The sequence below is a fragment of the Chryseobacterium sp. PMSZPI genome (genome assembly GCF_002835665.1).
Classification (GTDB): Bacteria; Bacteroidota; Bacteroidia; order Flavobacteriales; family Weeksellaceae; genus Chryseobacterium.
Genome location: NZ_PIZV01000051.1, coordinates 155314 through 179026 on the forward strand (window position 1 = coordinate 155314; position 23713 = coordinate 179026).

A 23713-nucleotide genomic window follows, 5' to 3' on the forward strand; every position below is an offset into this window, starting at 1 on the left:
TGTTTTCAACAAAAGAAATAATGAATTTTAAGGATAAGATTGTTGATAAATTTAAATCAAATAAAGCAGTTATTGAAAATTATATTTTTATGACTATTTTACAAATTTTAAATTCTCTTTTTTATATCATAATATATCCTTATGTAATTAGAGTTTTAGGAGTGGAAAATTACGGAATTTATATTTATACAGTAAGTATTGTTACCTATTTTATTTTTCTTATTAATTTTGGTTTTGATTTTCCTGCTACAAAAGCGGTTGCGGAGAATAAAGATAATGTGAAAGCTCTTAATGATATACTATCCTATATTTTTACAGCAAAAATATATTTGCAAATTTTGTCAAGTATAATATTTTGTATTTTGATCTTTTCAATTCCATTTCTTCGAAATAATAAATTAATTTATTTTATTATTTATTTGCAAACTTTTGCAAATATTTTGTTTCCACAGTGGTACTATCAAGGTCTTCAAAAAATGAAAACAGTGACGATTATTCAAGTTGTGTTTAAGCTGATTTCTTTGCCGTTTATTTTTATTTTTGTCAAAAAAGTAACTGATTTAAGTTTGTTTGCAACAGTTACTACTTTTACTATGCTTGCTGGTGCAATGATTTCGTTTTTAATGATACGATATCAGGATGGATTTAAAATAAAATTGATTAGTTTTAATAAAACTAAGTCATGGTTTAAACAAGGAACACCATTTTTTTTGAGTACGTCTGTAGGTGTCTTTAAGGAGCAAGGGGTAACAATTGCCATTGGTGCTTTTTTTGGAATGAAAGATGTTGCAATCTACGATCTTGCCAATAAGATTGTTATTATACCCCGAACATTACTTATGAGTGTTAATGCTGCAATGTTTCCTAAAATTGTTATTGAAGCAAAAAAACATGTTATAAAAAAAATTATTAAGTACGAATTTATTTTAGGAATTTTAGTAATGATATTTATTGCAATTTTTGGTAAATGGGTTATTCAATTATTAGGAGGTGAAGCAATGATCTCTGCTTATCCTTTGTCTATAATTCTTAGCTTTACAGTAGTAAGCTGGCTTGTTGTAGGTGCTTATATTAGTTTTGTTTTTATACCCAATAATAAAAATTATTTCGTTGTACAGAATCAATTAGTTGCACTAATTAGTGTTGTTGTATTTTCATTGATTGGATATATATTTTCGAACAGTATTTTTATTCTTATATGTGCTCTTGCTCTTTCGGGGCTGGCAGAAATTATATTTTGCTATTATAAAACTTTTAAAAATAACCTATTATGATGTTTGATGTATCTGTAATTGTGCCTATTTATAATGTTGCCAATTATATAGAAAAATGTTTAGTATCTTTATTTTCTCAAACTCATAATAGTATTGAGTTTGTTTTTGTAAATGACTGTACATCAGATAATTCTATTGATATTTTGTATCAAGTATTAGATAGGTTTCCCGAGAGAAAAAGTGCTGTAAAGCTAGTTCAACATGAAAAAAATAAAGGACTTGCTGCAGCAAGAATTACAGGGATTTCTAATGCTTCCGGAGAATATATTCAACATGTGGATAGTGATGATTTCATAGATGTAAATATGGTGGAATGTCTGATAAAGAATGCTCGAGCTAACAATTCAGATATTGTTATTAGTGATATTTGGATTGAATGGCTTCATAAAAGAAAAAAAGCTCCTCAAAGGTTTATCTCCAAAGAGCAGTATTTGGTTGATATATTGGAAGGAAGAATAATGCCTGGAGTAGTGAATAAACTGGCCCGAAAAAAAATATATGTTGATTATGATATCTTTCCTATTGAAGGAATGGATGTTGGAGAGGATCTTATTGTTACCCCACGTCTGATCTATTATGCAGATATTATTACAAAAGTAGATGACGCTTTTTATTATTATGTACAATATAACCCTGAATCGTATACTAAACAATTTAAAATAAAGGCTCTACAAAATGTGTCTTATGTCTTGGATTTTCTTAAAACCTTTTTTTCTAATTCTTTTGATAATAAGTACTTGGAAGCTTTAGAAGTTGGTATTAGTAAGAAAAAAGTACAATACCTCAAAGAAGCCGGTTCAAAAAATACTGAAACAGTTCTTTCTTATTTTTCATTACCTTACAATAAGAATTTTTCAAGTAAATTTAACCTTCTTGAAAAGTTTATTTTAAACTTAAGTGAGCATAACCTTATCCTTCTTAAAATCAATTTATGTATTTATAGAAAAATGTTTTCAGCATTGCAATCTATTAAAAGGAGAAATTAATGATGAAAATTATAATAAATTTAATTTTTTGTGTTATTGCTGGGTTAATGATATATCTGGCTCCGAATCGTTATGATTTCGATTTCTGTTTACAAATATTAATATTATATATTATCATCAATATTATATATTTTTTAGGAAATAAAACAATTAATTATAATGCTGCTAATTTTGATTTCTTTTTTATGTTTTCATATGGGATGACAAATTTTATTTATCCTGTATTTTATATGAATCAGAATCCGAACGTTTCTGTATTTGCACTTCCTTTTAATACTCATATTATTTCAAAAGCTACAGCAATAGCATATCTAGGGTATACATTTTATATTTTGGGAATAACTGTTTACCATAAAAATAAAACTAAATTAAAAATTATTCCAAAAGTTGAAGATAATCCAAAGTTCAAAATTAATAATTTATTTTTACGATTAATTTTTCTAATCGGAATAGTGGCGTTTTTAGGCTATGTTATCACAGGAGGACTTACCCAATTACAGAATGTTTATTCAGGGAAAAATGTTTCATTATCAGAAGTGGGTACGTTTTCGTATTTTAATAATATTTTCGCGATATGTTGTAATTTACTTGCTATTTTTGTGTTTTTAATTAAAGATATTAAAACAAAAATTACCATTTTTATATTTTTAATTATTTGTTCTCTTTTATTATTAGCTACAGGTTCAAGAACTACAGTATTAGGAATTGGCTTAATTCTTATTGCTATGTATGGAAGATTTATAAAAAAAATTACTTTTCCAAAACTTATTTTCTTTTTATTAATAGGCTCATTTATAATGACTCTGGTTCAGCTCATGAGGGAAGAGGCATTTTCTGCGGATGTATGGACTAAAAATATCGGGAAAACCAAATTTGATTCAACCTTTGATATTTTTTTAGATTTAATTATAAATAATAGAAATTTATATGTTTTGGTAGATTTTGCTGATCATTACGGAAATGTTTATTTTTTGAGTACTATATCAGAAATTACCGCTCCTATTCCTGGATTGTTTTCCTATGTTTCTTCTAATATAGGCATTCCTATAGAGTTAATTTCAGGTGGTGCATTACCTACATTTATTGAACTTGGAAGAGACTCCGAATGGGGATTAGGTACTAACCTTGTAGGAGAAACATATATTGGGTTTGGTTATTATGGAGTTTGTATTATTATGTTTTTAATAGGATTAGCAATCAAAAGCGCACAAAAATCTTCCAGTAAAAATATTTATTCATTTGTAATTTATTATTTATTGGTTTCACATGCTATTTTTTTTCCAAGAGCTTTTTATATGTACCAACCTAGAACTTTAATATGGAGTCTGTTAATTGTATTTTTGGTTTTAAATCTTACTAAATCATTATATAAAAAAGACAGAAATAGAAATCAAGACAAACTTTTAAATTAATTATGAAAATAGTATATTGTATTCCATCTTTAGATAATAGTGGTGGTACTGAAAGAATTCTTACGGATAAAGTAAATTACTTAGCAAAAGCAGGAGATTATGATATTACTATTATAACTACAGAGGGGGAAAGCAAAAAACCTTACTTTTTGTTAGAAAAAAATATAAAAGTTGTTGAGCTTAATATCAACTTCAACGAAGTTTTTAATTATTCAATTGTAAAAAAATATTTGATAACTCATCAAAAGCTCAATTTATACACTAGCTTATTACAACAGTTTTTAGATGAACAAAACGTTGACATTTGCGTCTCTACTGGAGGCAAAGAAATGGAATTTTTTAAAAAAATAAAGAGTAAATGTGTTAAAGTTTGTGAGCTTCATTTTTCGAAAAATTTTCGAAAACAATTTCTAATTTCTAGAAAAAATAATATTTTTTGGAGACTTATTGGGAATTATAGAAATATAAGGTTGATACAACAGGTAAAAGATCTTGACCAATTAGTAGTACTTACTAGAAAAGATTTAAAAGAATGGAAAAAAGATATAAATAATGTAACCCAGATTTATAATTTTTCTCCTATTTATTCAAATGAAAGATCATTATTAAACAATCATTCTATTATTGCAGCAGGACGTTTAGATCCTCAAAAAGGCTTTGATATGTTAATTAAAGCATGGAGCCTAATTCAGGATAAAATTTTTGATTGGAAATTAAATATTTATGGACAAGGGGATTTATACGCACAGCTTTCAAAAGATATAGATGAAAATAAATTAAATAACACTGTATTTCTTAAAGGAAGGACTAATGATATAAAAAAAGAATTACTAGAAAGCTCTATCTTTGTTTTATCTTCCAGATATGAAGGATTCCCTATGGTAATGTTGGAAAGTCTCACTTGTGGAATTCCAATAGTATCTTTTAATTGTGAAACTGGTCCAGATGAGATTATTATTAATGATGATTGTGGAATACTAGTAGAAAATGGAAACATTGAAAAACTCGCTGAGGGAATACTTCGTTTAATAAATGATAATGAGTTAAGAGTGCAAAAGAGTATTATTGCTAAGAAAAAATCGGAAGATTTTTCAAAAGAGGTAATAATGCAAAAATGGATTAATTTGTTTAATGAGTTGTATTTAAAAAATAAAACAAAATGATTCTTATAGATGCAGTTTTTATAAATAACGGAGGAGGAAAAATTCTTTTGGATTATCTTTATGATAAAATAACCGAGAATAATCTTCATCAATATCTTTTTTTAATAGATGAGAGATTGAGAGATGAATATAAAGAAAAAAATAATCCAAATATTGAACTTATATTTATTAAGGGTTTTTCAGAAAGATGTAAATTTTATAATAATAAAATTAACTTTTCTAAAGTACTATGTTTTGGCAATGTTCCACCCAATAAAAGATTGAATTGCAAAGTCTATACTTACTTTCATCAACTTATTTATTTAAATATACCTAAAGAATTTTCATTTGTTGAGAAGATAAAGTTCAGATTTAAAATAAATATTCTTAGGCTATTTAAAAAAAATACGGATGTTTGGATTACACAAAATAACCTTACAAAAGATTCGTTAAGTAGAAAATTTAAAATCACTGTAAGTGATATAGAAGTTTTACCATTTTATCCTCCAATTACTGGGGAAGGTAAATACTCAAGAAATGAGAATTCTTTTCTTTATGTAAGTAATGCAAATCCGCATAAGAATCATAAAAATCTCATCAACGCTTTTTGTAATTTTTTTGATCAATATAATATTGGGATTTTAACGCTTACAGTAAATAATACTTTTCCGGAAATAATAGAACTTATTAATGATAAAATAAAAAAAGGATATCCAATAAATAATGTGGGATTTGTAACAAGAGAAGCACTTTATAAAGAATATCAGTCTCATCAATATCTTATATTCCCTTCTTTAGCAGAAAGTTTTGGGTTGGGATTGGTGGAAGCGATTGAGAATAATTGTAAAGTAATTGTTTCAGATTTACCTTTTGCACATCAGGTTTGTGTTCCCAGCATTGCTATTAAAAATCCTTTTGGGGAACAGGAAATACTTCAGGCAATGATATCTGGTATACAATATGAAAAGATACCTTTTTCAGAACAGAAGATACATGATGAAATTGAAAAATTATTAAAATTGATTAAATGAAAATAAATAACAAAGTATTATTAATCACCGGAGGTACAGGTTCTTTTGGAACAGCTGTACTTAATCGTTTTTTACAGACCGATCATTTTAAAGAGATTCGAATTTTTTCACGTGACGAAAAAAAGCAGGACGATATGCGAAACCTTTATAAAAATGATAAAATTAAATATTATATTGGTGATGTTCGCGATTATAATTCCGTGGAACCGGCTATGCGTGGTGTTGATTATGTTTTCCATGCTGCTGCATTAAAACAAGTACCTTCTTGCGAATTTTTTCCAATGCAGGCTGTAAAAACTAACGTAGAAGGAACTCAAAATGTTATTCGTGCTGCTGCAATTAATCATGTGAAAAAAGTAATCTGTCTTTCTACTGATAAAGCCGCATATCCTATCAATGCAATGGGAATTTCCAAAGCTATGATGGAAAAGGTAGCTGTAGCAGAAGCCAGAAATCTTACAGATACTGTTGTTTGTCTTACGCGTTATGGGAATGTAATGGCATCCAGAGGCTCGGTTATTCCTTTGTTTTTAAATCAAATACAAAAAGGAGACTCTATAACGATTACAGATCCTAATATGTCACGGTTTTTTATGTCTTTAGAGGATGCGGTAGATCTTGTATTATTTGCCTTCGAAAACGGTAATTCTGGTGACTTATTTGTAAATAAAGCACCTGCAGGAAGTATTGGAGATTTAGCAAAAGCTTTAATTGAATTGACCGGTAAAGAGGTACCCGTTAAAATTATTGGAACACGTCATGGGGAGAAACTTTATGAAACGCTTTGTACCCGTGAAGAAATGATAAAAGCCGAAGATATGGGAGAATTTTATCGTATTCCGGCAGATAATCGTGATCTTAACTATGCTAAATATTTCTCAGAAGGAGAAGAAGATATCTCCAAAGTAGAAGATTATCATTCACATAATACAGAACAACAAGGAGTAGAAGGCCTTAAAAACCTTATTTCAAGTTTACCTCTGATTAGAAAAGAAGTTTTCGGAGAAGATGTAATGCAATATCCTTATTAGAGTTTACTCCTTTATTTTTAGGAAGATAATATTGTAAGTTGATGAACGAAATAAAGAATAAAATTTATGCTTTTTAAAGGAGGTCAGTTTAAAGATAAAAGAGGGGTTGTTAGATATAATAATGATTTTGATGCTTCTAAAGTTAAAAGAATTTATACAATAGAAAATTTTCAAACCGATTTTATAAGGGGATGGACTGGGCATGCTATAGAACAACGTTGGTTTGCATGTGTTGTTGGAAGATTTAGAATTGCTGTGATTAGAGTGGATAGTTTTCAAAATCCATCAGCAGACTTAACGGCAGAGTATTATGATCTTCATGCTAATACCTTAGACTTTCTTCATATAGTGCCAGGATGTATAACTGCTATTAAGGCAATAGAAGAAGAAAGTAAATTATTAGTGCTTGCTGATTATGGATTAAATGAAATTGATGATGATTATCGTTTCCCTTTAAACCACTTTAATATTGAATTATGAAAAAAATAGGAATTACCGGACAAAATGGTTTTGTAGGCGGACATTTATATAATACTTTAGGATTGTTTCCTGACGAATTTGAACGTATTGATTTTCAAAAAGAATATTTTGAAGATGAGTCTAAAATAGATGATTTTGTATCAAAATGTGATGTGATAGTTCATTTAGCAGCAATGAATCGTCATGACAGTCAAGAAGTTATTTATAATACTAATATCAACCTGACTCAAAAATTGATTAATGCTTTAAAAAGAACCAATTCAAAAGCACATATTTTAATTTCATCATCTACACAGGAAGAACGAGATAATCTTTATGGAAAATCCAAACGTGAAAGTCGTGAAGCCATTGTAAATTGGGCAAATGAAAATGGCGGTAAAGTTACGGGTTTGATTATTCCTAATGTGTTTGGAGCATTTGGAAAGCCCTTTTATAACTCATTTATTGCAACATTTTGTTATCAGTTAACAAATGGAGAGATACCAAGTATTGATATTGATGGTGAAGTGAAGCTAATCTATGTTCAGGAATTAGTACTGAATATTATTGCAGAAATTCGTTCAGAACTAGGCCAGCCGGAATTATGGGTAGAAGCTACGGTTTCGAAAAAAGTTTCAGAAGTTTTAGCATTGTTAAACAATTTTAAAACAAAATACTTAAACGGTGGAGAAATTCCAGTTTTAAAAGATCAATTTGAACATAATTTATTCAATACTTACCGTTCTTATATTAATTACAAAGAACATTATCCTGTTAAGTTTACGCAACATACTGATCCAAGGGGAGCTTTCGTTGAAGTGATCAGATTAGGAATTGGAGGACAATGCTCATTTTCTACTACTGTTTCTGATATTACGAGAGGTAATCATTATCATACTCGGAAAATAGAACGCTTCGCTGTAATTAAAGGAAAAGCACTAATTCAATTGAGAAAAATTGATACTGATGAAATTCTAGATTTTTATTTAGATGGAACTGAGCCTGCTTATGTAGATATCCCGATCTGGTATACTCATAATATTAAAAATATAGGAGATGAAGATTTATATACCATTTTTTGGATTGATGAACCTTTTAATCCAGAAGATTCTGACACTTATTTTTTTGAAGTATAGTAACTCGTTAGAATCTCCATATCTATAATATAAACAATAAAGAAATATAACCTATAAGCTTAAGATCAAAACTTAGCTAAATACCATAAGAAATGAAAAAACTGAAAGTGATGACGGTCGTTGGAACAAGACCGGAAATTATAAGATTATCAAGAGTACTATCAGCATTAGATATTTCAGAAGCTGTAGATCATATTATTGTTCATACCGGACAAAATTATGATTATGAGCTCAATCAAATATTTTTTGAAGATTTAGGACTTCGTAAACCAGATTATTTTCTTGAAGCTGCGGGAAAGACGGCTACAGAAACGGTGGGAAACATTCTTATTAAAATAGATCCACTTTTGGAAGAGCTAAAGCCAGATGCTTTTTTAGTTTTAGGTGATACAAATTCTTGTTTATGTGCTATTCCTGCAAAAAAACGTCAAATTCCTATTTTTCATATGGAAGCAGGAAACAGATGTTTTGATCAACGTGTTCCGGAAGAAACAAACCGTAAAATTGTAGATCATACAGCAGACATTAATTTAACATATTCAGATATAGCTCGTGAATACCTTTTAAGAGAAGGTCTTCCTGCAGATAGGATTATTAAGACGGGGTCTCCTATGTTTGAAGTACTAAGCCATTATTTACCACAAATTGAAAATTCTGATGTTTTATCACGACTGAACTTAGAAGAAGGAAAGTATTTTGTGATTTCATCACATCGTGAAGAGAATATTAATTCTGAAAAGAATTTCAGAGGACTTATGGAGTCTTTAAATGCTATTGCAGATCAATATAAATACCCGATTATTGTATCGACACATCCACGTACAAAAAACATGATTGATAAGATGCAAATTGAAATGCGTCCTGAAATTCAATTTCTCAAACCTTTGGGCTTTCATGATTATAATGCTCTTCAAATGAGATCATATGCTGTTCTTTCTGATTCAGGAACTATATCCGAGGAATCTTCAATTCTAAATTTTAGAGCTCTTAATATCAGAGAGGCGCACGAAAGGCCTGAAGCGATGGAAGAAGCATCTGTAATGATGGTGGGACTTTCTCCAGAAAGAATTTTACAGGGATTAACACAACTTCAACAACAGATGATAGGCAAAGAAAGAAATTATAGACAAGTTTCGGATTATTCTATGCCAAATGTATCTGAGAAAATGGTAAGAATTATTGTTAGCTATACAGATTATATTAATAGAGTGGTTTGGAGCAAAAAGTAATGAATAAGGTTTGGATTGCAACAGAGCTTTTTTATCCTGAAGAAACCTCTACTTCTTTTATTCTGACAAAAATAGCAAATAAATTGTCAGAAAAATATAATGTAAAAGTGGTTTGTGGTGATCCTGTGTATGATCAACGAAAGAATAGCGAAAGCTTTACTCTTAGTCCAAATGTCTTTGTACATCGAATAAAAGGATTTAAGGGAGATAAGAATAGCTTAATAAGCAGATCTATGAGGTTTGTCTTTTTGAGTCTTTCTATTTTTCTTTATCTGTGGAAAAATGTTAGAAAGGGAGAAAAAATTTTTATCGTAACCAACCCAGCTCCTTTAATACTATTAGCTTCAATTCTCAAGAAATTCAAAAAAATTGAATTAATTATTTTGGTTCACGATGTTTTTCCTGAAAATACAATCCCGGCTGGGATAATTAAATCTCAAAAATCTCTTGTTTATAAGATTTTGAAAATGATTTTTGATAAAGCCTATTCTACAGCTGATAAGCTCATTGCTTTAGGTAGAGATATGCAGAATGTGCTTGAAAATAAAACTTCCAAATACAATCATAAACCTCAAATTGAAATTATTGAAAACTGGGGAGAAGTTGGAAGTATTTACCCAATCTCACAAGATAGAACTAATACAGACTTTTCAATTAAAAATAAAATTATTTTTCAATTTGCAGGAAATTTGGGAAGAGTACAAGGGTTAATGGAACTTTTGGAAATTATTAAAGAATCAAAAAATGAGTATTTGGAATTTCACTTTATAGGTGAAGGAGCTTTGAAAAAAGAATTAGTTGATTTCGCTAACCTGCATAGTTTATCGAATGTAGTATTTGGAGGCGCTTACAAAAGAGAAGATCAGAATACTGTACTTAATTCAAATGATATTGCTATTGTTACTCTTTCTCAAGGAATGTTTGGTTTAGGGGTACCTTCTAAAACATATAATATTCTTGCAGCTGGGAAGCCAATTTTGTATATAGGAGATAAAAATAGTGAAGTTGACCTTTTGATAAAAGATCATAAGATTGGTTATAGTTTGAGAAAAAAAGATGATATTCTTGAATTTTTTAATTCACTTGAGATTAATGATAAAGAAATATTAAGAGAAATGGGATTAAGGGCAAGACAACTTGCAGAAACAGTCTATTCAGAAAGCTACATCCTCAATCGATATATAGAAGAAATTTAACTAGTATAATAGATGAAAATAGCTATTTTTGGAAGTACTGGGTTTGTAGGTACACATTTAAAGCAAAATTTGATCAATAAATATGAGATAATCTCGTATTCATTAAGAGATGATAGAGATAATTTACAATATATTAAAGATTGTGCAATAATGATTAATTTGGTAGGAAAGGCTCATGATCATAAAGGAATTGCTACCGAAGCTGATTATCATTATGCTAATGTAGATCTTGCAAAAACGATTTTCGAAAAATTTGTCTCGTCTAAAGCAAACTTGTTGATTCATGTAAGTTCATTAGCAGCATTGGAGGAACTTGAATCTTCTGATTTTTTAACTGAAGCTGATATTCCAAATCCTATTTCTTCCTATGGAAAATCTAAAAGAGCTGCAGAGGAATGGCTGTTGGCACAAAAAATAAGCCCAGATAAAAAAATAATTATTATAAGACCACCTATGATTCATGGCTCAGGAGATAAAGGTAATCTGTCATTATTGGTAAAATTAATATCAAAAGGATTACCTTATCCTTTGGCATCCTTTGATAATAAAAGGTCTTTTATTTGTATTGATAATTTTTGCTTTTTTATAGAAAAAACCATTGAAAATTATCATAATCTTAATACAGGGATTTATCACATTTCAGATGATCAGGCTCTTTCTACAAAATCTGTCATTTCAATAATTCAAAAAGAATATGGAAAAAGAACTTTTAGCCTATCTGTTCCTCGCTTTTTAATGATTGGTATTGCAAGAATTGGAGATTTTTTACCTATTCTAATCAATAGTACTAAATTGAAAAAAATGACTTCGGATTTATTAGTGTCAAATCTTAAAATTAAGAAAGAACTTGATATACATACTCTTCCTTATACTGCTGAGGATGGTTTAAGGAAAACTATCAGGTCTTTTATTGATAAGAAATAACAGCTTCTGTAAATCTATTGTCTTTTGAAGGCAAACTGCTTCTGCTTTGTTTCAAATCACTATTTTCGAAATAACTTTCAGTATCATTATACAGATCTACATTTTTTAAATGAATCTTAAAAGGTGTTTCATAAGGACTAGTACTAGGTTTTAAAAACTTTGATTTTATAGCAAATTCTCTTTTAATGGCTGTGTCAGGATACAGAACAACATTGTCAAAATATAGATTTCCGCTAGTTGTCTCTCCAATATAAATACCATTGGATGCACCAGAAAGGATAATGTTTTCAAACATTAGATTAGCAATCAAATTAGATTTTCCTATGCGGATCGATGTACTGACTACTTTTCCATTTTGAGTAATATCAGCAGTGAGTTGTTCAATTCTTAAATTTTCAAATTTATTATTTCTAAAACTATTCCAAAGATTACTATCCTCAGAATAAAGTCCATACAACCCCTGATTCCAGCTTTGAGAACCAGTAAATAAAAGATTCTGAGATTGTACTGCTTCTTTTTTAAAATATACATTTGCTAATCCAAATGGGCCACACCAATTCATAAAATCAGTTATATTTACAAAATCAGTGTATTGAGAAAACATAATTCCTATATCTGCTATTGTGAATATATTGGATAATTTAGATACTTCAGAATCACCGTGAAAATCAATACCTACATTAGCATCTTGTACTTTATTTTCATTTTTTAAAAAATCATATAAATCAGACTTCACAAACATTTGATAACCAAAGGACTGTTGTATTCTTACATTTTCAAGTAAAGGTTTATGTACTGCTCCAACGATAATTCCTCTGTTTCCTTTCAACTTGGTTGTATTTGTTTTTGTTGTAATGAAAAGATTTACATCTCTTATATAGTTATAATTATAAGTCCGTTCCTTTACGGTTCCTCCGATTTTACCTAATGAAAAGAGATAGGTATTGGATTTATCCGTTTCCATAATTACTCTGGTTCCAGCCATTGAAACTCCTTTTAACCCATTGACTGGAATTTCTCCTTTTCTTGTATAATAATCCCCTGTTCCCAGAGATATATCAAAAAAAACAGGCGAAAGTTTTTTTATCCCGTCAGCCAGATCTATAGTATTATCATTTGGAAATATACCCATCCACTCAGGATATGCATAATCTGATAAGGAAGAGAATGATCCTGATAAATTAATATTGTCAAATAGCTTTATTCTTTCGGCCTTTATTTTAGTTTGATTTCCTTTTAGTGTAGCATTCATTATGATTCCACCTTGAAATTCTAAAATAATTCCTTTTGAGTATTTTGTTAAGTCAAAGTTTTTATTTGAAAGATTAAAGAAATATCCGTCAGGAATAATAAGCTTTTTAGTGAGTGTTTTATCTATAGATTCTAATGCCCTGATAAAAGCTTGCGAATCATCTTTTGTTCCGTCTCCAACAGCTCCATAATCTAGAAGGCTATATGTTTGTTTTATTGTATTTTCATATTGTTTATTTGCCCACAAATTATCCTTGATAAGAATGAAGATTAGTATAACAATTATTTTATTTTTCATAAGTTCTAATAATAACAAATATAAGAAATTCAAATTTCTGTGATAAAAAAAATAATAATAAAGTAACCTGCTTTTATATTTTGAATGCTTTGTCATAAATTCAAAATCGTTATTTTTGCTGCTTAAATTATAAATATTTATTTAATGCAATATTGCCTTGTAACTTTGATACTGTTTATTTCTATCTTGATTTATTTTCGAATAGCAGATCATTTTAATATTATTGATAAGCCTAATCATAGAAGTGCGCATACTCAAATTACATTAAGAGGTGGGGGAATTATTTTTCCTATAGCTTTTATTATATTTTGTTTGTTTAATATCAACGAAGCTTTACAAAATTATTGGTCATTTGGGTTAGGTCTATTGGCTATCTGTACCGTTAGTTTTATTGATGATATCAAGACTCTGTCTAATAAAGTAAGACTTTCAGTCCATTTAATATCTGTAATTCTTCTTCTATATTTTACAGGAGCTTTTGCTTTGATGCCTTTTTGGATTTGGCCTATTTTGTTTATTCTAATAATAGGCACCTTAAATGCTTATAATTTTATGGACGGAATTAATGGGATGACGGGCACTTACAGCCTTGTAACATTAAGTTCATTAGCTTACATTAACAGGGAAGTGATTCAGTTTACAGACAATAATTTTATTTACTATCCTATATTAGCCTGTTTGGTGTTTTTATTTTTTAATTTTAGAAAAAAAGCAAAATGTTTTGCAGGAGATGTTGGAAGCATGGGAATTGGATTTTGGGTAATAGGGTTAATTACTTTGCTTATCATGAGAACGGGAGAATATAAATACATTCTTCTTTTGTCAATCTATGGAATGGAAGTAGTGCTCACTATTATTGAAAGAATTTTATTAAAAGAAAATATTTTTGAAGCACATAGAAGACATTTATATCAGTTGTTTGCAAATGAAAAAAAAATATCACATTTGATTATAAGTAGTGTATATGCTATTTTGCAATTAGTTATAAATGTTTTTTTAATAAATTTTCAATTTCCAATTTGGGGAGATATTTTAATTGTGTTTATTCCTGTTGGAACTTTATATATAGGATTAAAATTAAACTTGAAAAAAGAATATAATTTATAACTAATTACTATACTTTCTAAAATTAAAATGAAAATACAAGAAACACCTTTAAAAGATTGTTATATTATAGAACCTACCATTTTTGAAGATGAAAGAGGCTATTTTTTCGAAAAGTTCAACGAAAAAAAGTTTGAAGAACTTACAGGAATGAACGGACACTTTGTGCAGGATAATATCTCTAAATCATCTTATGGTGTTTTGAGAGGATTGCATTTTCAAAAAGGAGAACATGCACAAGCAAAATTAGTATCTTGTCTTGAAGGTGGGGTTTGGGATATTGCGGTAGATTTGAGAGAAAATTCTCCAACCTTTGGACAGTGGTTCGGAATTGAACTTAATGACGAAAATAAATTACAACTATATATTCCAAGAGGTTTTGGACATGGCTTTTCGGTGTTAAGTACTACTGCCGTATTTTCATATAAATGTGATAACTTTTATAATAAAGAATCGGAGGGAAGCGTAAAATTTAATGATCCAGATCTTGGTATTGACTGGAAAATTGAAGAAAAAGATGCAATACTTTCGTATAAAGATCAAAATGCTCCAAATTTTAAAGACAGAAACTTCTAAATAAAATATTGAAAACCACTTTTCTAAAGTGGTTTTTATTTTTTACTCTTTACTCTATCAATATTTCGTATCTTTGCACACTCAAAATCAAAAAGATGCGCACAAAATCTGTAGGGAAGAAGAAAATCAATGTAGTTACTCTTGGATGTTCTAAGAATGTATACGATTCCGAAGTATTAATGAGCCAATTGAAAGCCAATGGCAAAGAAGTGGTTCACGAAGATCGCGGTGATATTGTGGTCATCAATACCTGCGGATTTATAGATAATGCTAAAGAAGAATCTATTAATACGATCCTTGATTATGTAGAAGCAAAAAACAGAGGTGAAGTAGAAAAAGTATTCGTTACAGGATGCCTTTCAGAAAGATATAAGCCGGATTTGATAAAAGAAATTCCGGATGTTGATCAATACTTTGGAACTAGAGATCTTCCAGTTCTGTTGAAACACTTAGGAGCAGATTACAAACATGAGTTGGTAGGAGAAAGATTAACAACTACTCCTAAACATTATGCTTACCTAAAAATCTCAGAAGGATGTGACAGACCTTGTTCTTTCTGTGCTATTCCTTTGATGAGAGGAGGACACATTTCTACTCCTATCGAAAAATTAGTTTCTGAAGCTCAAAAGCTAGCTAAAAAAGGAACAAAAGAATTGATTCTTATTGCACAAGATCTTACTTATTACGGGTTGGATTTGTACAAGAAAAGAGCGCTTGGAGATCTTCTGAAAGAATTGGTGAAAGTAGAAGGAATAGAATGGATTCGTCTTCATTATGCTTTTCCAAGTGGTTTTCCTGAAGATGTATTAGATATCATTAGAGAAGAACCTAAAGTTTGTAATTATATAGATATTCCTCTTCAACATATTAATTCTGATCTTTTAAAATCAATGAAGAGAGGAACAACTCACGAAAAGACAGATGCCCTTTTAGCTAAATTCAGAGAAAAAGTTCCGGATATGGCCATTAGAACGACCTTGATTGTAGGGTATCCGGGAGAAACAGAAGAAAGATTTCAGGAATTGAAAGACTGGGTAAGAGAACAAAAGTTTGACAGATTAGGTTGTTTTACTTATTCTCATGAAGAAAATACTACAGCTTATGTACTAGAAGACGATATTCCACAAGAAGTAAAAGAAGCCAGAGTAGAGGAGATCATGGAATTACAATCACAAATATCCTGGGAAAAAAACCAGGAAAAAGTGGGAAAGATATTCAGATGCGTATTTGATCGTAAAGAAGGAAACTACTTCATAGGAAGAACCGAATACGATTCGCCGGATGTAGACAATACTGTACTGGTAGCTGCAGAAGAAACTTATATTTCAATAGGTGAATTTGCTGAAGTTAAAATTACATCAGCTGAAGAATTCGATTTATATGGAGAATTAGTGTAAAATAAATATAATATTACTAAATAACATATTGAGTTTGTGTACGTAATAAAAAGAAGTTAATTAAAATTAATATAAATAGTTTCTTTCTATTTGTTTGTATGTTGTTGATTTTCAGTATTTTGTATTTTTTATGTTTTAAGATCTTTCAATTTTCTTTTCATAAAGTAGGTAAATTCGAAAATTATGTCTTAAATTTGCGCAGAAACAATTTTTTAATTCATATGCTTTTCGGCAAGTTATTTGATAAATTGTAGTTAGAAAACACGATGATAATACATATTTTTGTGTATCTTAGCTTCAAGATCATAATCACAAGTTGATATGCATCTTCCTTTTAGGAAAATATTGATGAAAAAATAATGTAATTAAAATCTTTAAAAACTTATGAAAAAATTTTTATTAACAGCAACTATGCTGGTTTGCCTTTCGGCACTTTCCAAGGCTCAGCAAGGACGTGTAGGGATTAACACAACCACACCCGCTGCAACTTTAGATGTAGTAGCTACTATATCTGACAATTCAAGGCCTGATGCCGTATTGGTCCCTCGTATGACTGCAACAGATTTATTGGCGAAAGACAATACTTCTGGAACTTATGCTGCTCCTCAAAACGGAGCTCTAGTATTTATTACAGCTGGAACTGGTAATACGCCCAGAACTACCAAAATCACTGCTCCAGGATTCTATTATTTTGATAATAGTGTTCCAGAATGGAAGCCAATAGGAGGTGGTGCTGCTCCAGCTGGTATGACTGTAAGAGCACAAACTGCGGCTACAATTTCTGATGCAGATTTAGGTAACGCAATTGTTGTTACTTCAAATGTGACATTCAATTTAGCTACTTTGACTAAAACGAACGGTAAAATTATTACTTTTATTGATGCTACAAACGGACCTGGCTTTAGTATAAGTGGGGCTCATAGTACAGCTACTATTTCTCCTATCCAATCTGGAGGATCTTTATCTTACATTTGTGATGGGACTAACTGGTATAGCTATAACGGATTCTAGTATTTATTTAAGTATTTAAATTAATTTTAAAAACACATCATTATGAAGTTTTACATTACAACAATTTTACTTGCAGTCGTTTCTATTTCAAATACTACTTTTGCACAAATCAGATCAAATAATGCTATTAGTGCTACTGTAGCTGGACAATCTGTATTTTTAGATGCTTCTGCCAACGGTTTTTCAGGTTCTACAAATTTAGGTAAAGGTATTTCTTTTCCTAGAACCGACCTTACTACTTTTACTTTTGCTACCCCAAATACAGGAGCTTTGAACTTTCCTACTGGGTACGATGGTATGATCGTATATAATACAGCTACAGGTAATACACCTGCAACTGGTTCAGGATCTGGTACTCAAGCGGTTACTCCTGGATTCTATTACTTCTCCAACCCTACAGCTGGACCTGGTAATTATACAACAGCGGCGGGTAAATGGTTACCAATGGGAAGTAGTGCGGCTATTAACAATAAAGTAAATATTCTTCCAACTGAAACGATTACAAATACGTTAGTAAATAACGCTCAGGTATATGCTATCAAAGGAACTTTCACAGCTAGTGGTACTTCTACTGCTGTTAATATTCCTTCTCCTACAGGAATGACAGCTATGTATGGTATTACAATCTATAAAGCTGGTACAAACATAGTATATGACAGAAGTTTATATTCTTATACTCTTGGAACAGGAGCTGGTAACGCTGTTACAGGTTCTCCAAGTATGTCAGTAGTTTATCCTGCTGATACTTATGACTACGTATTGGAATATTTAAAATAATAAATTAATATTTAATTACATATAAAACCAATGAGTTCCCTCTCATTGGTTTTTTGTTTTTTGTAGAGGAATAGTACAATTAAATTAGTTAATCAGAATATTTTTTATTCTTTTCCGGTTAATAAATATTGACGTAATCCATTCTTCTATTGAATTGAAGTTTAAATAGATTAGGTCTAATATTTGAATTAATAAAAAGATACCTTCATTTCTGGACTTAATGCTCTTTTTGCATATTCGGATGAGTTTGTTTGCTGGGTGATAAATTAATTCATTTTTAAATTTAATCTTTTTTTATTCAAAATATTAAATTTTTCTAAAATACTGTTAATCAGTTATTTGTGAAATATGTTTTTTAAAATTATGCACAAATTAGTTAATTATGTTAACTTTTAAGGTGTTTTTTTAACGTTTTTTAACAGTATGCTTTAAATTGCCTATTAATAGGAGGTTACAAAGATAGTTAACGTTTATTTAGGTTTTTATTAACTGTTTTTAACATTTCGACTGGGGACTTTAAAAGATTCCTGATACATTTGCTCCGTCAAAACCAATAAAAGTTCAAAGTGATGAAAAGATTCATTCTCGTAATCATAATGATGATTTCAACCTTAGGTGTTTATTCCTTTACGAATAATGCCTTAGATGCGAAAAAAACAAGTTATGCATCGTACTACCACGATAAATTTAACGGTAGAAAAACCGCTAGCGGAGAAATTTTTGATAACTCAAAGTTTACTGCAGCAAACAGAACGCTTCCATTTGGAACAAACGTTAAGGTAACTAACCTTAGAAATGGTAAAGAAGTAATAGTGAGAATTAATGACAGAGGACCTTACCATTCATCAAGATCTTTAGACATGTCTAAAGCTGCGTTCGACGAGATTGGAGATATCAACCATGGTACTATTCCAGTCGAATATGAAATTGTCGATTAATCTTATGATTTAAAATTAAAAACCAGCTGATTCAGCTGGTTTTTTTATTTGTAGATTTAAACGTCTAATTCTAATAAAGCAGGACAATGGTCAGAATGTACAGCTTCTTTTAAAATAACGGCTCTGCTAAGCTTATCTTTTAAACTATAGGTGGTAAAATTGTAATCTAACCTCCAACCCTTATTTTTTGCCCTGGAATTTTGTCGATAGCTCCACCAGGTATAATTATCCGGTTCATTATTGAAAAACCTGAAACTGTCGATTAATTCGCATTCGTTGATGAAATTAGTCATCCACTCTCTTTCCATAGGAAGAAATCCGGAAACATTTTTTAAACGGACTGGATCGTGAATGTCGATAGCTTCGTGACAAATATTAAAATCACCAGATATGATAAGGTTAGGAATTTCCCTTTTTAAGTTTTTGATATAATCTAAAAAATCGTGACAAAACTGCATTTTAAAATCTAACCTCTCAATATTAGAGGCGGAAGGAACATACACTGAAATAGCAGAATATCCATCGAAATCTGCACGGATAATTCTGCCTTCATTATCATAACTTTCAATACCACATCCATACTCTACGTGATTAGGTTTAATTTTTGAGGCAATTCCGACACCACTGTAGCCTTTTCTTACTGCTGAATGCCAATAGCTATGATAGCCCAATTTTTCAAGGCTTTCAATATCAATTTGATCATTTCCTGCTTTACTTTCCTGAATGCTGATAATATCAGGGTCGGTGGTCTTTAGCCAGCCTAAGAAATCTTTAGTGAATGCTGCCCGGATTCCGTTGACGTTGTATGTAATTAATCTCATGAGTCTTTTATAAAGGATTTAAAATTTTCATTGTGCTTAGAAGGAATGAATTCGATAATTTCATAATCCGCTATGTGGTGGATATAGAAAGGATCTTCTTTGATGATTTGCTCTGCTTCATCTTTTGATTGTGCGTTAGATATGATGATACCACCGGTTCTGGGCTCTTTTCTTCCCGAAGTAATAAAATGTCCGGAATCATAATACTTTTGAAGGAAATTGTTGTGTTCCGGAATGTGAATTTCAACACTTTCAAGAGGTGTTTTATAAGTGAGTGAAATAATAAACATGATTTATTTTTTACGAAGATATGAACTCTTTAAGATTATAAAAAAAGAAGCGGGAAAAATCAATTGATTTTTCCCGCTTTAAACCCAAAATTAAATAAACTATGAAAAAAACTACTTGGGTTCTAAAATACTGATAGGAATAATGCACTCTTCCAGTGAAATTCCTCCATGCTGGTAGGTTTCTTTATAGTAATTTACAAAGTGATTATAATTCTTTGGATAAGCCAGGAATATATTATTTTTAGCAAAAATATATTTAGAACTTAAATTTCCTTTGGGAAGAAATAGCTTTTCCGGATTGGTGATCGCCCAAACATCACTATCATCATACGTTAAACTTTTACCGGTTTTATATCGGATATTGGTAGATGTTTCTCTGTCACCTACAACTTTGCTTGGTTTCTTTACATATACAGTTCCGTGATCAGTAGTGATCACTAGTTTATAACCATTTTCTGCTGCCGTTTTGATAATCTTCATTAAAGAAGAATTTTCAAACCAGTTGAATGTAAGAGAACGGAAAGTTTTATCATCACGGATAAGCTGATTTACAATATGATTATCAGTTTTTGCGTGTGACAGGATATCGATGAAGTTGTATACAATCACCAAAAGATCATTGTTTTTATGCTGATTGAAATCATCATAGATTTTCCTTTCAAAATCGGCATTCAAGACTTTGAGGTATTTCATGGATTTGGATCCAAGACCAATTCTTTTCATTTGATCTTCAAGGAAATCACGCTCAAATTCATTCTTATTTCCTTCTTCATTGTCATTAAACCATTTGTCAGGAAAGCGTTTTTCAATTTCTGATGGCATTAAACCGGCAAAGAACGAGTTTCTTGCATATTGTGTGGCGGTAGGAAGAATACTGTAATAATAATCTTCAGATACTTTATTATAATATTTTGTAAATAATGGTTCAATTACTTTCCATTGGTCATAACGAAGGTTGTCAACCATTAGAAGAAGAACTTTTTCTTTTTCAACTTCAGGTTTTACCTTTTCTTTGAAAAGCGTGTGACTCATGATAGGTTTATCAGAATCAGTAAGCCAATTTTCGTAATTTTTTTCAATGAACTTAGCAAACTGAATATTTGCTTCTTCTTTCTGTGATTGTAAAAGATCGGCAAACTCATTGTCTGCTACTTTATCAAATTTGATTTCCCAGCTAAGAATTTTTTTATAATATTCAGCCCAATCCTGATACGTTCTTAGATAAGAAAGTTCCATCGAAAGGTTTCGGAATTCCTGTTGATATTGTAAAATCGTTTTTTGTTCCACCAAATTGTCCTGCTGAAGGTTCTTCTTTAATGAAAGTAATATTTGGTTGGGATTTACAGGTTTTAAAATATAATCTGCAATTTGGGAACCGATAGCTTCTTCCATGATGTGCTCTTCCTCACTTTTGGTTACCATTACTATTTTAAGGGAGTTGTCTTTTTCCTTAATCATAGGAATAGCTTCCAAGCCAGAGATGCCGGGCATATTTTCATCAATTAGCGTTAAAGCAAATTTCTCTGAATCCATAAGTTCCAAAGCCTCATTCACATTGTTAACAGGAGTTACCTGATAACCTTTCTTTTCTAAAAATACGATATGAGGTTTAAGTAAATCTATTTCATCATCGATCCATAATATCTTTTCTGACATAATTTATTTTTTACATGGTTATTGTATCAAAATGTTGACCAAATCCTTTTAAAATCTCACAAAATAGAGAGATTAAAAGTTAAATATTAGTTAAATGAAAAGTAATAAAATCTTTCATCATTTTTACAATATTTATTCATTGGTCCTTATATATTGCAAAGCTCTTTCCAGAACTTCATCTTTACCTTGTTTTATTCCTATAACAGAAGGTTTTACAATGATATCGGGAATAATACCTATTCTTTGTGTTTCTCTTCCATCAGGATAATAAGCCCCAAGACCGGAAAAACTGGTTTCCAGATCAGCAATTTTAAATTTAATAATGTCACCATTAGCTCCTGAGGTATTACTTCCAATTATTTTGGCTTTTGGATGTTGTTTAAACATCATCGTTGTTGTTTCAGCTTGGCTCTGTGTATTTTCATCTACCAAAACTATAACATTTCCTTTATAATAATTCGGATTTTTTTTGCCAATACTGTTTTTTCTGCTGTAAAATTTGCCGGGATAATCGGTTTCAGGAAAAGTAAACTGATAATAAATCGTTTTTTCCGGAAGAAAGAGTTCGCTTAAAGGTCTGATGGTTTGTTTAGGGTAGTTTCTGAGATCAAAAATAATGGATTGTGTCGATTTTAGGTTTTGATACATCTCATCAAGGTCCTGGTTTTCAATAATTCCCATGTTGACATAACCAATCTTTTTGTCGTTGTCTATGAATTTCCACTTTTCAGGAGTAAGACTTTTTTCAGTAATAATATCTTTAACAAAATAGGTTTTAGCTGTAATCTCCATATTTTGCCCATTTCTTTCAATTTTTACAAAAATGGAATCTTCATTGCTGAAAAGGAACAGGTTCTTAACTTTCTTTATTTTTCCCCAAGAGTTGGATGCCGGAACGTATTTCCCAAAGTCGTTGACCATTTGAGGAATGGTTTTGCCATTAATATCGTAAATGATATCTCCTGTTTGTAAGGGAATTTCTTCATGGAACGAATTGCTGTTAATTTTTGTAACGACTAATTTCCCTTCGGCATATGAATATTCTACCGGAATTTTCTTGTTTCCATATTGATTGAGACTGATGAGTCTGGAGAAAAGAAATGCATGAGAATCATCGGTCTTGGTTACCAATTCGGCTAAGGTTAATTGATAGTTTTCGTCGTTATTAATCGCCAGAAACTTTGGAATCATTTCTGTTAAAACATCATTCCAGTTTTGATCGGTTTTATATTTATAGGGAAAAAAATATTCAACATAGTTCCAATATCTGAATAATTCAAATAAAGAGATGGATTGGGACGAGAAGCCGGAACCATAAGAATTCTCATTTTTAAAATAGATTTTTCTTCCTCCTTTCCCGAGATAATAATTGTCCCCAATGTTTCTATTATTTTGAATATAATGAAGCTTTTGAGCGACATCTTCTGTGAATATATTAGGATGATCAATCCAGCTAAGGTCAAAGTTTTTTAAAAAATAAACTTCTTTATTCTCTTTTAAACATACTCTACATGGTGCAATTTTTCCAAGATCGTCTATCCAGTTGGAATACAAGATATTTAAACCTGTTTTGTCGTGAATGTTATCAAGCTCTTTAATTTTTTGAAAAAGCTGATGATCCCAATTTAAATTTCCCTTGGCAACATTAGGGTGATAATATTTTAGAAATCCCCAAACCCTACAAAGAGATTCCAGTTTCTGGGTTTCGGATAAAGCTTGTGCGGAGAAATGTAAACTAAAAAATAATAAAATGAAGAGAGTATATTTTCTCATT

22 protein-coding genes are annotated in these 23713 nt (G+C 30.4%); 17 read left to right on the forward strand and 5 right to left on the reverse strand.

What is annotated here, in order from left to right:
• Positions 1-20: 20 nt before the first annotated feature.
• The 11 genes from CW752_RS10275 to CW752_RS10325 all read left to right on the forward strand — a co-directional run bounded on the left by CW752_RS10275 (position 21) and on the right by CW752_RS10325 (position 11820).
• Entirely contained in the window at positions 21-1274 is a 1254-nt protein-coding gene (locus CW752_RS10275; protein ID WP_185117610.1) for an oligosaccharide flippase family protein, read from the forward strand.
• Positions 1271-2260 carry a glycosyltransferase family 2 protein gene (locus tag CW752_RS10280; RefSeq protein ID WP_101239618.1) on the forward strand — a complete coding sequence of 330 codons (990 nt, stop codon included), beginning with the start codon at positions 1271-1273 and terminating at the stop codon, positions 2258-2260. Before CW752_RS10275 ends, CW752_RS10280 begins: the two co-directional genes overlap by 4 nt.
• Positions 2260-3672 (forward strand): O-antigen polysaccharide polymerase Wzy, encoded by a 1413-nt coding sequence (gene wzy, locus CW752_RS10285; RefSeq protein ID WP_101239619.1) that lies wholly within the window; start codon positions 2260-2262, stop codon positions 3670-3672. Before CW752_RS10280 ends, wzy begins: the two co-directional genes overlap by 1 nt.
• Positions 3673-3674: 2 nt before the next feature.
• Positions 3675-4835 carry a glycosyltransferase family 4 protein gene (locus CW752_RS10290; RefSeq protein WP_101239620.1) on the forward strand — a complete coding sequence of 387 codons (1161 nt, stop codon included), beginning with the start codon at positions 3675-3677 and terminating at the stop codon, positions 4833-4835.
• Positions 4832-5845 (forward strand): glycosyltransferase, encoded by a 1014-nt coding sequence (locus tag CW752_RS10295; protein WP_101239621.1) that lies wholly within the window; start codon positions 4832-4834, stop codon positions 5843-5845. The genes CW752_RS10290 and CW752_RS10295 overlap by 4 nt, the downstream gene beginning before the upstream one ends.
• The gene (locus CW752_RS10300; protein WP_101239622.1) at positions 5842-6876 is read left to right on the forward strand and encodes a polysaccharide biosynthesis protein; all 1035 of its coding nucleotides are present in this window, start codon (positions 5842-5844) and stop codon (positions 6874-6876) included. The genes CW752_RS10295 and CW752_RS10300 overlap by 4 nt, the downstream gene beginning before the upstream one ends.
• 66 nt (positions 6877-6942) lie before the next feature.
• Complete coding sequence (locus tag CW752_RS10305) at positions 6943-7356, forward strand: WxcM-like domain-containing protein (protein WP_101239623.1); 414 nt, start codon at positions 6943-6945, stop codon at positions 7354-7356.
• Positions 7353-8471 carry an NAD-dependent epimerase/dehydratase family protein gene (locus CW752_RS10310; RefSeq protein WP_101239624.1) on the forward strand — a complete coding sequence of 373 codons (1119 nt, stop codon included), beginning with the start codon at positions 7353-7355 and terminating at the stop codon, positions 8469-8471. The genes CW752_RS10305 and CW752_RS10310 overlap by 4 nt, the downstream gene beginning before the upstream one ends.
• 92 nt (positions 8472-8563) lie before the next feature.
• The gene (wecB, locus tag CW752_RS10315; protein WP_101239625.1) at positions 8564-9700 is read left to right on the forward strand and encodes a non-hydrolyzing UDP-N-acetylglucosamine 2-epimerase; all 1137 of its coding nucleotides are present in this window, start codon (positions 8564-8566) and stop codon (positions 9698-9700) included.
• Positions 9700-10896, forward strand: a complete 1197-nt coding sequence (locus CW752_RS10320; RefSeq protein WP_101239626.1) for a glycosyltransferase family 4 protein — start codon at positions 9700-9702, stop codon at positions 10894-10896. The genes wecB and CW752_RS10320 overlap by 1 nt, the downstream gene beginning before the upstream one ends.
• Positions 10897-10908: 12 nt before the next feature.
• Positions 10909-11820, forward strand: a complete 912-nt coding sequence (locus CW752_RS10325) for an NAD-dependent epimerase/dehydratase family protein (RefSeq protein ID WP_101239627.1) — start codon at positions 10909-10911, stop codon at positions 11818-11820.
• On the opposite strand, the gene CW752_RS10330 is transcribed toward CW752_RS10325, so the two are convergent.
• A complete protein-coding gene (locus CW752_RS10330; protein ID WP_133121680.1) occupies positions 11804-13369 on the reverse strand; it encodes a hypothetical protein in 1566 nt (521 codons plus the stop codon). The genes CW752_RS10325 and CW752_RS10330 overlap by 17 nt on opposite strands.
• A 144-nt stretch (positions 13370-13513) precedes the next feature.
• Here CW752_RS10330 and CW752_RS10335 point away from each other — a divergent pair, with 144 nt between their 5' ends.
• The 6 genes from CW752_RS10335 (at position 13514) to CW752_RS10360 (ending at position 19172) form a co-directional block, all read left to right on the forward strand.
• Positions 13514-14476, forward strand: a complete 963-nt coding sequence (locus CW752_RS10335) for an MraY family glycosyltransferase (protein WP_101239629.1) — start codon at positions 13514-13516, stop codon at positions 14474-14476.
• A 27-nt stretch (positions 14477-14503) separates the two neighbouring features.
• Positions 14504-15049 carry a dTDP-4-dehydrorhamnose 3,5-epimerase gene (rfbC, locus tag CW752_RS10340; protein WP_101239630.1) on the forward strand — a complete coding sequence of 182 codons (546 nt, stop codon included), beginning with the start codon at positions 14504-14506 and terminating at the stop codon, positions 15047-15049.
• A gap of 95 nt (positions 15050-15144) precedes the next feature.
• Positions 15145-16446 (forward strand): 30S ribosomal protein S12 methylthiotransferase RimO, encoded by a 1302-nt coding sequence (gene rimO / locus CW752_RS10345; protein WP_101239631.1) that lies wholly within the window; start codon positions 15145-15147, stop codon positions 16444-16446.
• 384 nt (positions 16447-16830) lie between these two features.
• Positions 16831-17457, forward strand: a complete 627-nt coding sequence (locus CW752_RS10350; protein WP_101239632.1) for a hypothetical protein — start codon at positions 16831-16833, stop codon at positions 17455-17457.
• Between the two features lie 42 nt (positions 17458-17499).
• Positions 17500-18234 (forward strand): hypothetical protein, encoded by a 735-nt coding sequence (locus tag CW752_RS10355; RefSeq protein ID WP_101239633.1) that lies wholly within the window; start codon positions 17500-17502, stop codon positions 18232-18234.
• A 566-nt stretch (positions 18235-18800) separates the two neighbouring features.
• A complete protein-coding gene (locus CW752_RS10360) occupies positions 18801-19172 on the forward strand; it encodes a septal ring lytic transglycosylase RlpA family protein (protein ID WP_101239634.1) in 372 nt (123 codons plus the stop codon).
• 56 nt (positions 19173-19228) lie between these two features.
• On the opposite strand, the gene CW752_RS10365 is transcribed toward CW752_RS10360, so the two are convergent.
• The 4 genes from CW752_RS10365 to CW752_RS16995 form a co-directional block, all read right to left on the reverse strand.
• Positions 19229-19993: an exodeoxyribonuclease III gene (locus tag CW752_RS10365; protein ID WP_101239635.1), complete on the reverse strand. Its 765-nt coding sequence runs from the start codon at positions 19991-19993 to the stop codon at positions 19229-19231.
• Positions 19990-20283 (reverse strand): YciI family protein, encoded by a 294-nt coding sequence (locus CW752_RS10370; RefSeq protein ID WP_101239636.1) that lies wholly within the window; start codon positions 20281-20283, stop codon positions 19990-19992. The genes CW752_RS10365 and CW752_RS10370 overlap by 4 nt, the downstream gene beginning before the upstream one ends.
• Positions 20284-20394: 111 nt before the next feature.
• Positions 20395-21939 carry a bifunctional response regulator/alkaline phosphatase family protein gene (locus CW752_RS10375; protein ID WP_101239637.1) on the reverse strand — a complete coding sequence of 515 codons (1545 nt, stop codon included), beginning with the start codon at positions 21937-21939 and terminating at the stop codon, positions 20395-20397.
• Between the two features lie 132 nt (positions 21940-22071).
• Positions 22072-23712, reverse strand: coding sequence for a S41 family peptidase (locus CW752_RS16995; RefSeq protein ID WP_101239638.1), 1641 nt, complete (start codon positions 23710-23712; stop codon positions 22072-22074).
• Between the last annotated feature and the right edge of the window lies 1 nt (position 23713).

Coding starts and splice junctions, on each gene's coding strand:
- CW752_RS10290 (WP_101239620.1), top strand. CDS start 3,675: ATGAAAATAGTATATTGTATTCCATCTTTAGATAATAGTGGTGGTACT.
- CW752_RS16995 (WP_101239638.1), bottom strand. CDS start 23,712: ATGAGAAAATATACTCTCTTCATTTTATTATTTTTTAGTTTACATTTC.
- CW752_RS10310 (WP_101239624.1), top strand. CDS start 7,353: ATGAAAAAAATAGGAATTACCGGACAAAATGGTTTTGTAGGCGGACAT.
- CW752_RS10365 (WP_101239635.1), bottom strand. CDS start 19,993: ATGAGATTAATTACATACAACGTCAACGGAATCCGGGCAGCATTCACT.
- rimO (WP_101239631.1), top strand. CDS start 15,145: ATGCGCACAAAATCTGTAGGGAAGAAGAAAATCAATGTAGTTACTCTT.
- CW752_RS10300 (WP_101239622.1), top strand. CDS start 5,842: ATGAAAATAAATAACAAAGTATTATTAATCACCGGAGGTACAGGTTCT.
- CW752_RS10330 (WP_133121680.1), bottom strand. CDS start 13,369: ATGAAAAATAAAATAATTGTTATACTAATCTTCATTCTTATCAAGGAT.
- CW752_RS10275 (WP_185117610.1), top strand. CDS start 21: ATGAATTTTAAGGATAAGATTGTTGATAAATTTAAATCAAATAAAGCA.
- wecB (WP_101239625.1), top strand. CDS start 8,564: ATGAAAAAACTGAAAGTGATGACGGTCGTTGGAACAAGACCGGAAATT.
- CW752_RS10305 (WP_101239623.1), top strand. CDS start 6,943: ATGCTTTTTAAAGGAGGTCAGTTTAAAGATAAAAGAGGGGTTGTTAGA.
- CW752_RS10370 (WP_101239636.1), bottom strand. CDS start 20,283: ATGTTTATTATTTCACTCACTTATAAAACACCTCTTGAAAGTGTTGAA.
- CW752_RS10375 (WP_101239637.1), bottom strand. CDS start 21,939: ATGTCAGAAAAGATATTATGGATCGATGATGAAATAGATTTACTTAAA.
- CW752_RS10320 (WP_101239626.1), top strand. CDS start 9,700: ATGAATAAGGTTTGGATTGCAACAGAGCTTTTTTATCCTGAAGAAACC.
- CW752_RS10335 (WP_101239629.1), top strand. CDS start 13,514: ATGCAATATTGCCTTGTAACTTTGATACTGTTTATTTCTATCTTGATT.
- wzy (WP_101239619.1), top strand. CDS start 2,260: ATGATGAAAATTATAATAAATTTAATTTTTTGTGTTATTGCTGGGTTA.
- CW752_RS10280 (WP_101239618.1), top strand. CDS start 1,271: ATGATGTTTGATGTATCTGTAATTGTGCCTATTTATAATGTTGCCAAT.
- CW752_RS10350 (WP_101239632.1), top strand. CDS start 16,831: ATGAAAAAATTTTTATTAACAGCAACTATGCTGGTTTGCCTTTCGGCA.
- CW752_RS10325 (WP_101239627.1), top strand. CDS start 10,909: ATGAAAATAGCTATTTTTGGAAGTACTGGGTTTGTAGGTACACATTTA.
- CW752_RS10295 (WP_101239621.1), top strand. CDS start 4,832: ATGATTCTTATAGATGCAGTTTTTATAAATAACGGAGGAGGAAAAATT.
- rfbC (WP_101239630.1), top strand. CDS start 14,504: ATGAAAATACAAGAAACACCTTTAAAAGATTGTTATATTATAGAACCT.
- CW752_RS10355 (WP_101239633.1), top strand. CDS start 17,500: ATGAAGTTTTACATTACAACAATTTTACTTGCAGTCGTTTCTATTTCA.